Source organism: Mucilaginibacter boryungensis (assembly GCF_015221995.1).
GTDB lineage: Bacteria > Bacteroidota > Bacteroidia > Sphingobacteriales > Sphingobacteriaceae > Mucilaginibacter > Mucilaginibacter boryungensis.
In genome coordinates this window covers 2,003,786-2,019,078 of sequence record NZ_JADFFM010000001.1, presented here as the reverse complement: position 1 = coordinate 2,019,078, position 15,293 = coordinate 2,003,786, and the positions used below count along the sequence as shown (strand labels likewise).

The 15,293-nt window shown below is 43.4% G+C and carries 10 protein-coding genes; 1 reads left to right on the top strand and 9 read right to left on the bottom strand.

From position 1 onward, the window contains the following. Window positions 1–94: 94 nt before the first annotated feature. The 7 genes from IRJ18_RS08450 to rhaT all read right to left on the bottom strand — a co-directional run bounded on the left by IRJ18_RS08450 (window position 95) and on the right by rhaT (window position 11,441). Entirely contained in the window at window positions 95–1,696 is a 1,602-nt protein-coding gene (locus tag IRJ18_RS08450; protein WP_194105750.1) for an arylsulfatase, read from the bottom strand. 4 nt (window positions 1,697–1,700) lie between these two features. Continuing rightward, on the bottom strand, window positions 1,701–5,123 hold the full coding sequence (locus tag IRJ18_RS08445) for a DUF4450 domain-containing protein (protein WP_228072628.1): 3,423 nt from the start codon (window positions 5,121–5,123) through the stop codon (window positions 1,701–1,703). Next, complete coding sequence (locus IRJ18_RS08440; RefSeq protein ID WP_194105749.1) at window positions 5,095–6,477, bottom strand: FGGY-family carbohydrate kinase; 1,383 nt, start codon at window positions 6,475–6,477, stop codon at window positions 5,095–5,097. The genes IRJ18_RS08445 and IRJ18_RS08440 overlap by 29 nt, the downstream gene beginning before the upstream one ends. Continuing rightward, a complete protein-coding gene (locus IRJ18_RS08435; protein WP_194105748.1) occupies window positions 6,477–7,751 on the bottom strand; it encodes a TIM barrel protein in 1,275 nt (424 codons plus the stop codon). Before IRJ18_RS08435 ends, IRJ18_RS08440 begins: the two co-directional genes overlap by 1 nt. 20 nt (window positions 7,752–7,771) lie before the next feature. Then, window positions 7,772–8,086 (bottom strand): L-rhamnose mutarotase, encoded by a 315-nt coding sequence (rhaM, locus tag IRJ18_RS08430; protein WP_194105747.1) that lies wholly within the window; start codon window positions 8,084–8,086, stop codon window positions 7,772–7,774. Window positions 8,087–8,158: 72 nt separating this feature from the next. Further along, window positions 8,159–10,279 carry a bifunctional aldolase/short-chain dehydrogenase gene (locus tag IRJ18_RS08425; protein ID WP_194106676.1) on the bottom strand — a complete coding sequence of 707 codons (2,121 nt, stop codon included), beginning with the start codon at window positions 10,277–10,279 and terminating at the stop codon, window positions 8,159–8,161. Between the two features lie 31 nt (window positions 10,280–10,310). Then, window positions 10,311–11,441 (bottom strand): L-rhamnose/proton symporter RhaT, encoded by a 1,131-nt coding sequence (gene rhaT / locus IRJ18_RS08420; protein ID WP_194105746.1) that lies wholly within the window; start codon window positions 11,439–11,441, stop codon window positions 10,311–10,313. A 200-nt stretch (window positions 11,442–11,641) separates the two neighbouring features. Between rhaT and IRJ18_RS08415 the strand changes: the two genes are divergently transcribed. Beyond that, window positions 11,642–12,673, top strand: coding sequence for a GntR family transcriptional regulator (locus IRJ18_RS08415; protein ID WP_194105745.1), 1,032 nt, complete (start codon window positions 11,642–11,644; stop codon window positions 12,671–12,673). Window positions 12,674–12,679: 6 nt separating this feature from the next. Here the strand turns inward: IRJ18_RS08415 and IRJ18_RS08410 are convergent, their stop codons facing one another. Further along, the gene (locus tag IRJ18_RS08410; RefSeq protein ID WP_194105744.1) at window positions 12,680–14,227 is read right to left on the bottom strand and encodes an alpha-N-arabinofuranosidase; all 1,548 of its coding nucleotides are present in this window, start codon (window positions 14,225–14,227) and stop codon (window positions 12,680–12,682) included. 67 nt (window positions 14,228–14,294) lie between these two features. Then, window positions 14,295–15,239, bottom strand: a complete 945-nt coding sequence (locus IRJ18_RS08405; RefSeq protein ID WP_194105743.1) for a glycoside hydrolase family 43 protein — start codon at window positions 15,237–15,239, stop codon at window positions 14,295–14,297. Window positions 15,240–15,293 lie beyond the last annotated feature (54 nt).

Genomic DNA, 15,293 nt, shown 5'->3' with positions numbered 1-15,293 from the left:
ATCCTGCATAACACCCTTAATTATGTAACAAATTCATCACGATAATATTTATCCATCTTTAAAATAGCCATTACAGTAACCCGATTTGAGAAGATCACATATCCCCCTTGCCCTTGCCCAATTTTTCAAAAGGCACTACCCCTGCCCGCGGCGCCCATTCGTTATAAAGGGCCTCCATTTGCTTAACGCGCTCGGGGTATTGGGTACTTAAGTCGTTTAATTCTGCTCTATCTGTTTTTATGTTGTACAGCGCCCATTGATTTTCAGGGTATTGCGATACAAGTTTCCAATCGCCCTGGCGTACTGCGCGGTTGCCTTCGTGCTCAAAGAACAGCGCTTTATTTCCTTGCCAGTTCTTGCCTTGCATCAACGGTAATAAGCTAACCCCCTCGGTTGGAGTAATGGCATTTCCATTATAAGTTTTAGGGTATGGCACACCGGCAATATCCAGGCAGGTAGCCATCAAATCTATCAAGTGTCCCGGCTGGTCGGTTTGCATATGTTTTTTAATAATAGACGGCGCGTTGGCGATGAATGGTGTTGCTGTGCCGCCCTCATATTCCCAGTGTTTGAACAGACGCAGCGGTGTATTACTCACGTTAGCCCCGGGGAAACCGTAGGTAGTAAATGATGTCGGGTCGCTGGCTGGTTTTTTACTGGCCGCGATGATCTCGGGCAGGAAGCCGTTACCTTTGGTGTATTCGCTGCTGGCACCGTTATCCGACAAGAACATGATCAGGGTATTCTGATCAACACCAGTTTCCTTCAGCGCTTTGCGGATGCGGCCAATGTTCTGATCCATCCTATCTACCATAGCTGAATATACCGCCATCTTATCATCAAAATCTACCTTCTCAGCATCGGTCAACGAGTTCCATTCCGGCACGTTTTTATCACGCGGCGATAGCTTGGTATCTTTTGGTACAATACCCAGGGCAATCATCTTTTTCAGGCGCTCTTCACGTAATACATCCCAGCCTTTCATAAATTTGCCTTTGTATTTGGCAATATCTTCGGGCAAAGCCTGCAAAGGCCAGTGCGGACTGGTAAACGCCATGTACAAAAAGAATGGCTTGCCGGTACCCTTGTTGTCTTTAATGTATTTCACCGCATAATCGGCATAATTATCAGTCGAATACCAATTCGGGCCGGGTGTAAATGGCTTATCATCCAGCGCTACAGTTAAGTGCTGGTTAGGGCGATATGAAGCCGTTGGATTGAAATAACTGCCTGCACCATCTATCAAACCAAAATAATGATCGAACCCGCGTTTAACCGGCCAGTTTTCGGGCGCGGTGCCTACATGCCATTTACCGGCCATATAAGTGTTATAGCCGCCTGCTTTTAAAGCCTCGGCAATGGTTACACAGTTATGGTTCAGATAGCCCTGGTAAGCTGGCTCTTTTCGGGTATTTACCATATCACCTACGCCTGCCTGATGCTGGTATAAACCTGTCAGCAGCGAAGCACGCGACGGACAGCAGCGCGAGGCATTGTAAAACTGTGTCATTACCAAACCCGTTTTGGCCAAATCATTAATATTGGGTGTTTGAATATCCGAACCGAAACAGTTGATATCGGAATAGCCCATATCATCGGCCAGGATGATGATAATATTTGGTTTTTTAGCGGTTTTCTGTGCCGATGCCATAAAAGCACATGCCGCCAGGATGGTGATAATAAATAGTTTTTTCATAGTATTATTCCCTTATCAATGTTATTGCCATTAGCCCTATCACCACATCGTTAGTATGCGTGGCAAGTGTCAGGCTTTTTAATTCTTTTGTTTTATCCAGCGGCAGGTCCAGCACAGTTGCCGCGCCGCCATCAATAGCGGTATTACTAAACCCTTTTATGCTGCTGTACTTCTTCACATCTGCTGTTACCTCGCCGGTTTTTAAATGCACGCGTAAAGGTTTCGGCGCATTTGTGTTAAAGGCGAAGCCATCATTCATGCAATCCTGCTCTATAGGCCACCAGTTTTCAGGGTTTTTCAATTCAAGTATAGATTTAGCTCCATCGGTATAAGTTACAGTAATAGTGCCGTTTACCATTCTCGATTGCATTGGATTGGTCGATCCTGCCATCAGGAAATAAGCGTGTGCGGCTTTGCCCGATAATGGCACAGTTACCTGTTTTGGAAAGTTATCCCATTGTGATGTGAACAGGATGTTTTTCTCATTGCCAGCAGATGTGGCAAACGGTATGCCTTGCGGGATAGTAAACACGCCATTAATAACGGCTTTTTTTAAACCACTATCGTCAATATTAGCCGTAACCAACGGGTATGCCCAGTTACCTATCCCCTGCGTAGGTAACTGTAACGTTGGCGATTTCGGTCGTGGGGATAAATATTGATTTTTGAAAATATTGGTGACTTTATCATTGAAGTAAGGTTTCAGATCAATCAATTCTGATTTAAAGCCTTTAGCTACCCAAACTTGAGTAGCCAAATGTTTAACAGTGTCTGTAATTGTTTTGTTTACTGGTTGCCACCATGTAAATAATCCCTGCTTATGCTGATAAAAATAAGTATGACTACCATTAACAATGTTCGTCTGATGATAAACGTTCTGCGGGTCGAACACCTTTGCCCCTGCTTTCGGCTCATTCGAGGGTTTTATCTTAGTTCCTCTCCAGATAACTTTAATATTGTATTTGTTAAGTCTGCCAGCATATATCTTTAATATGGGCTGACCAACTGCCTCACCGGCTACTGTCCATTTCACTACCTTACCGTTTATAGTTATAGCCGTTATACGATCAAATCGTGCAGGAATTTCAAATTGCAGATCAGCTTGCTTTTGAAATGCTGGGATAATGCTGTAAGCATCGATGTTACCACTGCGCTTAAAATCAAATCTCACATCAGGTATTTCCAACGACGCATGATCCCACCCGGCAGGGAAACCAGGTTTAATAACAACTGTATTATGCAATAGATCCGGCCGGATACCAAACAACCCTTCAACCAGCGAACGCGCAGCCATTCCAATCGGATCGCCAAAATCGCGGTATAGTTCGCCACGCACGGCATCGTAAAAAGATATCTGCTGAAAGTTACCCGGACTGGCACCCAAATACATACTTTCGATGATGGCGCTGCGCCACAATTGATAAGCATCTTCTGCGCGGTTACCTTGCCAATAAGCCAGGGCAGTATGCAGGTTCTCGGCCATCACAACATTGTTCAACGACCAATCATACGGTTCCCAGTTTGTAGTAGACAATAGGTGATTATCACCCGTTAAACCCTTGGCAATAACCGGAATATGCGGAATACGTGTATCTACATATCGTAAAGCCTGGTAGGTTTGAAAAGCATCAGGCACTTGCGAATCTATTGCGTGGTAAACCGTCCACAATCCCGCTGATGGATGTAATAGTTTTTCACCAAGCAGGTCTTTATATTCAGCATAACTACCCGTGGATGAAATCCATAATTGTTTATTAATAGCATTAAGAATATGCGCAGCCTCCTGCTCGTAAGGCTTTGGGTCCTCGCCGACAAGTTTGGCCAAATAAGCGGCATCACGGTTGGCGCGATAGTTATAAGCCGATGAATGTGTTACCCCGCCGCCGCTATATTGCAGGGCATCGCTTGCCCAAATGGCGCAATAGGCATCATATAAACCATCACCGTCAGCATCGTAATTGCGTTTCTCCCAGGCCAATGAGCGTTTAATGGTTGGCCAAAGCTTTTTAACCTCTTCTAAATTACCCGTCCATTTAAAATGATTTAGCAGTTCATCAATATAAACCAGGTTCATATCGTAGTGGTGAGGCACTATTTTACCACCAGGGTTACGGCTGATATAGCCACTGCTGAACATGGATGTCCCCAATTCTTCCTTCTGTCTTGCTAAATGTAAAGCAGTATCTGCTACAACGGGGCCGGTAAGTGGTTCGGTTATTTGCGAGAGGGCATAACTGCTAAAATGCGACCATGCCCTATCGTGCCAACCCAGCGGATCGGCCACATAGGGCCCGCGCCAGGCGGGTAAACGCATGCGCCAGGCCACTGCTCCATGCATATACGAGGGGCTTTCCCAGATACCATCAGCCGCAATACTCAATGCACCGCCCAGCGTGTTGATATATGGATCAGGTGTTTTAACAGTAACACGGGAAGCAAGTTTTTGGCGATTTTGTTCTGATTTTGTGAATAATTGCGCAGGATTAGCGGAATTCAGACTTTTTCCGTTTTGGATTGCCCAATACAAGTCTTTACCAGCTATGGCCTCCGTCACACCGGTAATCACAGGCAGTTCCCCGCCTTTGGAATTGAACAATTGCAATGGTGATTCCTGCGCGTTCGCGTCAGCAATATGTATTTGTGTTGATGCGGGATAAATGCCGTATACCACATTTTTGGTCACTGATTCAGTTTTTGCTGCCGTACCGGTGTGGTCAATTTCATATCGTCCGGTTTCGCTTAAGGCTTTGCCGCTAAAATTGAGTGTAAATTGTTGTTCACCGGTGGTGTAAACGTTGCCCTTGCAGTAATCGGGTTGCAGATAAAATGATGATTCCGGGTCGGCGCCAATATCGCCATCACGCGAGATTTTTTTACCCGTGGCGCCACCAAATGCCCATAATAGTTTTACCGGTTTGCTGGTATTTAATAATGTTGCTTTGACAATGATATTTTCATCGTCGGCCCCTGCAAGTACCTGGATGTTTAATACACCCCCGCCCAATAACTCGTCTTTAATTTTATAGATCATTGTCCCGGGTCGGTAACGGGCTTCAATAGATGCGGCATTGATCAACCATTTGCTTTTATCGCCGCTAACTAAGCCAAACTTTAAATTACCGCCCATGCCCGGCAGATACAAAGCAAATTCGGGCAGGTCGCCGGCTTCAACACGGAAAGCGGTGTTAGTACCGTATAACGCGCGATTAAAGCGGCGCTTACCATTCTGAATTACAAAATCCTGTCCATCTGGATGGTAACGTATTTCGCGTTCAATACCATGCCATAAGCGCGCGGGTTGCTGACCGTGAGCTGCAATAGCAAGTAACTGAAAAATCCCGCTAAATAAAAAGGCAAACAACATGTGTTTGCCCCCGGGATTTAAAAAATGACTCGCATCATATTTCAATATTTTGTGCGACTGCATAGTATTTCAGCTCGATCATATCGGCTGGTAATGGTTTATTGTTCCAGTATTTATGAATAGCAAGCGCGGCGCCAATAGCCGTAGCTTGCGCAACAGAAGCAGCATACACCTCGAAATGAGGGAAGGCCTTGGCCAGCAAATTCATATAGATAGGATTTTTACTGAACCCGCCATCTACAAAAATGCGTTTCACCTGCGTATCCTGGATAGCCAAGTCTGTAGATGCTTTTTGTTGCTGCATTATGTCGGCTATCAGGCAATGATAGGCTTCTTCGTAGGTTTTAAAGGTATTCAGGTCGCGGTCTACAAAGGCCGATTGCTTTAACAATGGCTGATCGGCACCATTAGTAGTTACCGCTTGCGCCGATGGCACCAGGTCCGGATCGTACGCTACCAATTTATAGTAGAAGCCGGGCTTATCAAAATGGGCTGCTAAACGTTTGGTTTGCTGTTCGTGTTCGTTACCCGCAAACAACCTTGAAGCTTTTACCGGCCTGCCATGGTATTCCATATAGCATAGGCAATCCTTAGTTAGCTCATCAGGTGTAAGTACGTTATTATTGAACGGATTCAGGCTAATACACCAGGTACCGGTAGATATTAACACAAACGGTTCGGCAAAATTGGCCAGATAAGGTATCAGCGCAGCCGAACTATCGTGCAAGCCTACCCCCACCGCGCGCGGATGTCCCTCAATTTCCAGCACGTCTACTTTATCCGAAGGGAATATCGGCGCCAATATCCTGTCGATATGTTCCTGGTAAACCCAATCGTGATAAGTGTTCTTTTTAAAATCCCACAGTTGCGTGTGGCAGCCAATGCTGGTAATATCCGAATAGTATTTGCCCGTTACCAAATGATTTAAATATTGCGGCAAATGCAATGAATATTTTATTCGATCGAATAACTCAGGTTTGCGATACTTAATGCGGTATAACTGCATGCCCGAGTTAAGGTTACCCAAAACCGGCGATGCTGTTTCCTGGGCTATCCTGGCTTCGCCCCCGTGCTTGCTATAAAACTCTTGTTTCAGATCTTCAGGGAAATCCTTCAGATAATTACATAGCGGCGCGGTAACTTCATTATTCTTGTCCAGGTGTACAAAGCTGGCGCCATAGGTAGAAAAATTTATAGCCTGGATATCGAACTTTTTTTGTGATAAAGCATCGTGCAAAGTATCGGCTACCCATTGCTTCATCATGGCCACATCCTCGCAGGGGTCGCCATCATCATCGGTTGTTTCCGCGAAAGCAGTAGTACGCTCCAGCACAATTTTGTAATACTCATTGATCAGGAAAAACTTTTTGTTCGTTTTTCCTATATCAAAAATTGCTATTACGGGTATACTTGTCATTATAAACCGGTTGCAACGGTTTTCTCACCGCGTTCTTTAATTAAATTGCTTCTTACCTGCATGTCACGGAATGCGCCAATTGGATCTAACGCGCCGCCTGCACGTAAACGTGATTCGGCTACCAGAGGGCGTACATCTGTACGGTAGGCTTGTTGTAATACTTCCTGCGCCAGGGCCGCATCGTTATTTAGCTGCGCCTGAACCAATTTTTTCTTATCAACCAATAAAGCCTGGGCGTAAGCAATTTTAATCGCTTCTACCGACTGTAACAGGTCTTCAATAGGGTCTTTAACGTTGTGCGATGCATCAATCATCCAACCCAGGTCGTTAGCGTGGTTCATGCCGCGGGCATCCATGCCTTCAACCAGCTCGTTAAATATCAGGAACAACTGGTATGGGTTAATGCTGCCTACAGTCAGGTCATCATCACCATATTTCGAATCGTTAAAGTGGAAACCAGCCAGTTTACCTTCCATTAGCAATAGTGAAACTATTTGTTCGATGTTGGCGTTCGGCAGGTGGTGACCTAAATCGACCAAAGTATAAGCTTTAGGCCCCAGCTTGTTTACATACAATAACGATTGGCCCCAATCGGCTACTGTAGTTGAATAGAAGTTTGGCTCGTAGCATTTGTATTCCAAATACATTTTCCAATCGTCTGGCATAGCCGCGTATATTTCTTGTAAACTTTCGTAAGTATTTTCAAAAGCCTTGCGGAAATTTAACTGACCAGGGAAACTTGAGCCGTCGGCCAACCAAACGGTTAACGCGTTTGAGCCCAACTCAATCCCTTGTTTAATTACTTCAATGTTGTGCTCAACCGCTTGTTTGCGCACGTTTTTATCTACGTGCTGCAAAGAACCAAACTTATAACTTAACGGCTGATTTGCCTGATCCTGGAACGTATTAGAGTTCATGGCGTCAAAGCGCAGGCCATGCTGAGCGGCTAAGGCTTTAATAGCTTTCGCGTCTTTTGGGATATCCCATGGAATATGCAAAGATATAGCGCCGCTTGAACGGTTAAGCGCGTGCAGCACGCCAATATCCTCAATTTTTTCTTCTAACGAACGTGGTTCGCCACCACCTGAAAAACGGCCAAAGCGGGTGCCGCCTGTGCCCAATGCCCAGCTTGGTATAGCAATATTAAATTCGGCCAGTTTGCCCATCACTTCATCAAGATTGGCAACGCCTTCGGCTACAAAATCAAACTTGCGCTGATGTGCGGCAGCTTGCTGGTTGTTAGCCTCGTCTATTTTATATTTCTCTATCTGCATAATTTCTTGGTTCTAATTGGTTATGGTAAATAAAAAACCTCTTTTAATGATACGCTTACTGGTGAATTATCGGGATTGCTTTCCATAATATCGCCCATGTAGGCCCACCATTTCTGCATTATTGCCTTGGCAGGAAGCGTATCTAATAAAGCCTTATCGGTTACTTTTAAAACACCGAACAGGCTCAGGGTTTCCTCATCTAAAAATATGGAATAATCGCTTACGCCGGTTTCCTTTAATAACGCCGATAACTCGGGCCATATTTCGTCGTGACGCTTTTTATACTCCGCTTCCTGGCCGGGAAACAGTTTCATTTTGAATGCTACTCTATCCATAGGTATTAGTTAATTAAGTTGGATCAGGTTGATTAAGTATAAACTACTTAATCAACCTGATCCAACTACTCACTATCGTACAAATCCCGCAGCTACGCCACCATCAACGTTAAGTACGTTTCCTGTCGATTTATTGAGCAAGCCACCGGTAAGGGCCACACAAGCGTTGGCAATATCATCCGGTAATATGATTTCGTTCAATAAGGTACGTTTTGCGTAGTAAGCAGGCAATTCAGCCACAGTAATACCGTAAGCCTTAGCGCGGCCTTCGGCCCAGCCGCCAGCCCAAATATTGCTATCGCTGATCACCGCGTCAGGGTTAACCACGTTTACACGGATTTTATCTACACCCAGTTCAGCGGCGTTTAACCTGCTTAGGTGCAATTGCGCAGCTTTGGCGCTGCCGTAGCCAGCATTATTTGGCCCGCTAACTAAAGCGTTTTTACTAACTATATTGATAATGTCGCCACCGATATCCTGTTTCTTCATTACAGCAACAGCAGCCTGGGTAACCATAAACTGGCCTTTTACCAATACATCGTATAATAAATCCCAGTCCTTTTCGGTATGGTCGGCAATGGTTTTTGAGATAGATAAACCAGCATTGTTAACGATCAGGTCTACCCCGCCAAATGCCAGGATAGCTGTAGCAACAGCACCGGCAATATCATCGCCTTTGGTCACGTCAAGTACAGCGGTTGCATATACATCTTTACCAAATAGCTTTTTAAATTCCTCGCCTGCTTCTGCAAGGCGTTCAGCGTTCATATCGTTCAACACCACTACCGCGCCTTCTTCAGCAAACTTTTTGGCGATAGCTTTACCAATACCACCAGCGCTGCCGGTAATTAAAGCAATACGGCCCGACAAGATTTTCGGCTTAGGCATACGCTGTAATTTAGCTTCTTCCAACAACCAGTATTCAATATTGAAAGCTTCCTGGCGTGGTAACGAGGTGTATTCAGAAATTGCTTCAGCGCCTTTCATCACGTTGATAGCGTTGATATAAAATTCAGCAGCTACACGCGCGGTTTGCTTATCTTTAGCAAAAGTGAACATACCTACACCCGGATATAAAATAACAACCGGGTTAGCATCGCGGATGGCGGGGCTGTTCGGGTGTTTGCAAGTGTTGTAATAATCCTCGTACATTTTGCGGTAAGCTTCAAATGCCGGGGCTAAACGCTCTTTCAAAGCGGCAACATCGCTCAGATCTTCACCCGGTGCTAATTCCAATACCAGCGGACTGATCTTAGTGCGCAGGAAGTGGTCGGGGCAGCTGGTACCTAATGGTGCCAAACGGCCTAAGTCGTTGGAGTTGGTGAACTCCAATACACGTGCATCATCGGTAAAGTGACCGATCATTTTAGTTTTTGACGAGCAAAAACCACGCAATATTGGGGCTAAAGCTACCGCTTGCGATTTACGATCGGCTTCCGGCAGGCTTTGTATTTTCTGGCCACCAAAGATGGGGCCTTTTTTACCATAGTTTTGTTCAAGATACTCAGCACATTGCTCAATAACCTCAAGCGTGTTCATGTAACTTTCGTAAGCAGTGTCACCCCAGGTAAATAACCCGTGCGAGCCTAACATGATACCACGGATGCCGGGGTTCTCGTCAAGACATTGTTTTAATTGCAGGCCAAGGTCGAAACCTGGTTTTTGCCATTCAACCCAACCTATTTTACCACCAAATAATTCTTCAGTGATCTTTTTGCCATCTTTTGCAGCCGCAATAGCAATTGCCGCGTCAGGATGCAGGTGATCGATATGTTTAAAAGGTAAGAAACCGTGTAAAGGTGTATCAATAGACGGCGCTTTTGAAGCAAGATCGTATATGCAATGGTTAAACAGTTCAACCATTTCGTCCTCGTGTTCAATACCACGATAAACGTTTTTAAGGCTACGCAGGCGGTCTACATATAAAGCAGCCAGGCCGCTTTTTTTCAGGGTGCCAATATCGCCACCTGAACCTTTTATCCACATCACTTCCACTTCTTCGCCGGTAAGCGGGTCTTTCGCCATGGCTTTGCAAGAAGTGTTACCACCACCGTAATTTGTTAAGCGCAAATCGGCGCCTAATAAATTAGAACGGTATATTAACAAAGCTACCTCATCGCCGGCCAGCTCTGCCGCCTTTGCATCATCCCACAGGTAACTAACGTGCTTAAAATCAATCGTATTAACTGACATAGTACTCATTTATTATTATAAAAATTATATCTTATTTAATCAGGTTTGAAACCTTTACAACCTGTTTGGCTTTCGCCTCGTCATCTTTTAATTTATTTCCTTTACCAACTATAATTACTGATAGTATAATTGTGGCAATACCCACAATAACGGTTGTAAATGCTTTCTTGCTTACACCCTTCCATTCTTTCAACAGCAAACCCCACATATTGGCAACCAGTATAATGAATGCCATGTGTAATATCCACGAGCTGGCGCCATTACCCAAACGGCTTTCGCCCATACCATAGAAAAAGAATTGCAGGAACCATGTTGTACCAGCCAAAGCCGAGAACAGGTAGTTTTTGAATAATGGTGTTTTGTTATCTGTATAATTGCCAAATGTTTTATTACGGGCATTCAATATCATACACCAAATAAAGTTGGTGGTTAAACCGCCCCATAAAATTACTACATAGGTCACATTGTTTTGGTAAAGGAAGTTACCCTCGTTAGGATGGATAGCTTTCCAGGCCGCATCAGCAGTGTTAGCCATTTCTTTACCGGCATCAATACCGAAAGCAAAGCAGGCACTAAGCACACCTGATATGATGGCTACAATAATGCCCAGGCCAAATTTGTATTCGGTGTTGTTGGTGGCTACTTCGCGGTCTTTAGAAAGTTCCTTTTCTTTTAATGAACCTGCCCTACCGCATATAATAATACCCAACACGCAAACCGCAATACCAATTAGCACCAATCGTCCCCAATCGGTAGTAGCTAATACTTCAATAGTGTCCTTACCAGCTTTAGGATTAAACTGGTAATATACAGATGGTACTAGTGCACCGAATATAGAGCATAGTCCTAATATAATAGTGCTACCTAACGATACACCTAAGTAGCGTACACCCAAGCCATAAGTTAAACCACCTATACCCCAAAGTACACCAAACATGTATGTATAGGCAAGTATATGCCCGCTGGTACCTTTTATAATATCAAAAAAATGTGGTATGGTTAACCAGGCGGCCAATGGCGGTACTATTAGCCAGGAGAATATCCCACCTACTATCCAGAAGCTTTCCCAGGCCCAGCCTTTTACCTTTTTATAAGGTATGTAAAAACTACCGGAAGCAAAGCCGCCTATAAAATGAAAGATAACCCCAAAAATGATTTGCATTACTATATTTGTTATAATTGGTAATTGACGGACTAAATTTAGAAAAGCAGACTATACCAGCTATCATGCACTGTCATGGTTATTAGGTAACACGGCTATCATGCACTGTCATGTTTTAATTAAACAATTTTGCATTATTAGCCCGAATAAATTTACATTTAGCCACCCAATTTATATTAACCAGCATTTGTGAACACGGCATGAAATCGTCTTTATTTTTAGAATACATTTATATTGATTATTACTCATCTACCCCAAAGTACCTGCAGTTGGCTAATTCTATTATCCAAAGTGTACGCGAGGGGAAGCTGACCAAGAACGATACACTGCCCTCAATTAATGAGCTAAACTACAATTTCGAAATATCACGCGATACTGCTGAGAAGGCTTACAAATATTTAAAATCGATAGGGTTATTAGGTTCGGTGCCTGGCAAAGGTTATTATATAAAAAATGCCGAAGCCGAACAGCAATATAAAGTATTTCTGATATTTAATAAGCTTAGTCCGCATAAAAAGATCTTATACGATGCTATTGTTGATGGCCTGGGTAACGAGGCTGCGATAGATTTTTATATCTACAACAACGATTTCGCCTTCTTTAAAAAGCTTTTACAGAATAAAAATAATGATTATACCCATTACGTAATCGTTCCCCACTTTATGGATGGCGGCGAAAACGTACACGAGATCATTAACACCCTGCCGAAAGAAAAACTAATACTGCTTGATAAATTAGTTCCCGGTGTAACCGGCGACTTTGGTGCGGTATATGAGAATTTTGAAAAAGATATATTTCATGCGCTGGAACAAGCTTTACCACAATTAAGCAAATACAATACATTAAAGATCATCTTCCCGGAATATACCTACTTCCCTAACGAAATATTAAAAGGCTTTTTTAGTTTTTGCATTCAATACGCGTTTACCTATAAAGTTGTACACAACATCCAAACAGAACCTATTAATAAAGGTGAAGTGTTTATTAACCTGATGGAGAACGATTTGGTGATACTGATTGAGCGTATTTTATCAACCAAACTTAAAATAGGAGAAGATATAGGTGTGATATCTTACAACGAAACCCCATTAAAAAAGATCATCCTTAACGGGTTGACCACTATCTCTACCGATTTCCAGAAAATGGGCGAAATGACCGCAGACATTATTAAGAATAACGCACACTCGCAAATGGAAGTGCCGTTTTATTTAACGCTGCGATCATCGTTATAACGATTACTATTTCAATTCCAAAACTACTACGCTATGCGCCGGCAGCGTAACTATAACATTATTTCCGCTCTTTTTAGCGCCGGAGAATGCCGCTATTTTTAGTTTATTAGGGTTTTCAAAAGTGTTGATATCAGTTAAGTTGGCAGATGTTAATATTTGGCCATCAACGGTATCCCATTTCATATCACCCATATCGGCTTTCACTTCAATGGCTTTGGTAGCATCAATATTTACAAACGAGATATGTATTTTACCAGCTGCATCCTGCGAGGCTGAAGCATTGATAGCAGGTATCTTTTGGCCGTTCATTTCAAAATCTGGCGCATCCAGTTTTATCGGCAGCAGACGGGCATCCTGGTGAACCTTGTACATATCAAAAATATGATAGGTGGGTGTCAGCACCATTTTCTCTTTCTTAGTCAGTATTAACGATTGCAGTACGTTTACTGCCTGGGCCAGGCAGGCCATTTTCACCCGCTCGCAATGGTTATTGAATATGTTCAGATTTGTCCCGGCAATCAGGGCATCGCGCAGGCTGTTTTGCTGGAACAGGAAGCCAGGGTTAGTGCCGGGCTCTACGTTTGTCCATATCCCCCATTCGTCAACTACTAAAGCCACTTTTTTATTAGGGTCGTATTTATCCATAATAGCTGAGTGCTTAGTCACCAACTCTTCCATTTTCAGGGTGTTCTGCATGGTTTTAAAGTAATCTTCCCGGGTAAATTTTGTAGCCGATCCTTTATCTTTCCAATCGCCTGTAGGTAAGGTATAATGATGCAAAGCAAGGCCCCACATACGCGTACCAACATTTTTCATTAACGATTCTGTCCAATTATAATCCGCATCGCTTGGTCCAGTAGCAATTTTTTTAAGCGTCGCGTTGGGATAATTTTTCGCAAATGCAGCATACCTTCTAAACTCGTTGCTGTAATATTCGGGCGTCATGTTGCCGCCGCAGCCCCAGCTTTCGTTGCCTACACCCCAAAAAGTCACATTATATGGTTTCGGGTGACCATTCTGTGCACGCATGGCCGTCATTGGGCTTGTGCCATCAAAATTCAGATACTCAATCCAGTTCGACATTTCCTGCACCGTACCGCTGCCCACGTTTCCGCTAATGTATGGTTCACATCCTAACAGATTACAAAGCTGTAAAAACTCGTGCGTGCCAAAACTATTGTCCTCCACTACCCCGCCCCAGTTTGTGTTTACCATTTTAGGACGGCTAAGCCTTGGGCCAATACCATCGCGCCAATGGTACTCATCGGCAAAGCATCCGCCCGGCCAGCGCAGGTTAGGTATCTTTATTTTTTTTAAAGCTTCAACAATATCCAAACGTATCCTGTCCTGTTTTTTTACCGGCATGTTTTTATCAACCCAAAAGCCATCATAAATACCACGGCCCAAATGTTCTGCAAACTGACCGTAGATATGTTTACTTATAATTAGCTTGGAATCGTTACTGATAGTAGCTTTGGCTGTTTGAGCATACGACAATCTATTGATAGCACATAGCAAGCCTATAACAATTAGGATTTGTACAGATTTTTTCATTTTAGGATGTATTGGTTTACCTGGTAAATTTAAAAATTAATAATAAATGTACAATATACAATTATTATTAATTTTTATCGGTGGATTGTATGATCTTATCCAACTCATCAGACGTGATCTTGAAGATCGTACCATGCCTAATCCCTATAGGTAACTGTATCTGGCCGGATATATCAGTCCAGTTTTTCAGGTCTGTTGACATGATCGCCCCATATTTATGGTCGCGATACTTATCAAAATAAATTATCCATTTATTATCAATATGTAATGTGGTTGGCCCCTCGGCCCAATAGTTTCCAGTGATTTTTTCGCCAGGTTTACTATATGGCCCGGTGAGTTTATCGGCGTAAGCTATTTTAATATTCTTTTGTACCGGATGCAAGGTTTCATCTTTAAAAAACATAATAAAGCGCTTACCATCTGGCACTATGGTAGCGTCGATGGAGTTAAAACCGGGATCGAACAGTAGCTTAGTAGGCGTAAAGGTTTTAAAATCTGTAGTAGTAACGTAGTAGATACGATGATTGTAGCCACTTTCCGACAGGCTATCCGGATTGGGGAAGCGGCCTTTGATGGTAGTTGCCCAATAGATCATATAAGTTTTAGATGTTTTATCGTAAGTGATCTCGGGTGCCCAGCAATTGCGCGCGCCTGCTTCATTTTCCATCACCGGCAATTGCTGCTGTTGCGACCAATGTATCAAATCGGGCGAACTGGCATAGCCTATCCCCCTGTCTGCCCAGCTATCTGTCCATACCATGTGGAATAGGCCATCAGCGCCCCGGATAATGCATGGGTCGCGCATTAGTTTATCTTTTGATACCATTGGAGTAAGAAAAGAACTATCGCCTTTTAAAGCGGTCCATTTTAAGCCGTCTGTACTATAAGCCAGATGCAAACCGTCTTGTCCGTTGTTTTTGAAATAACAAAACATGTAAGCATCTTTATTGCGCGTTTGCGCATTGCTATATAAATTTAATGCTAACAATAATATTAACAGTACTTTTTTCATAGGTATTATCTTTCGTTTAGCGCTAAGCAAATTTCGAAATATTGTATTGGATCT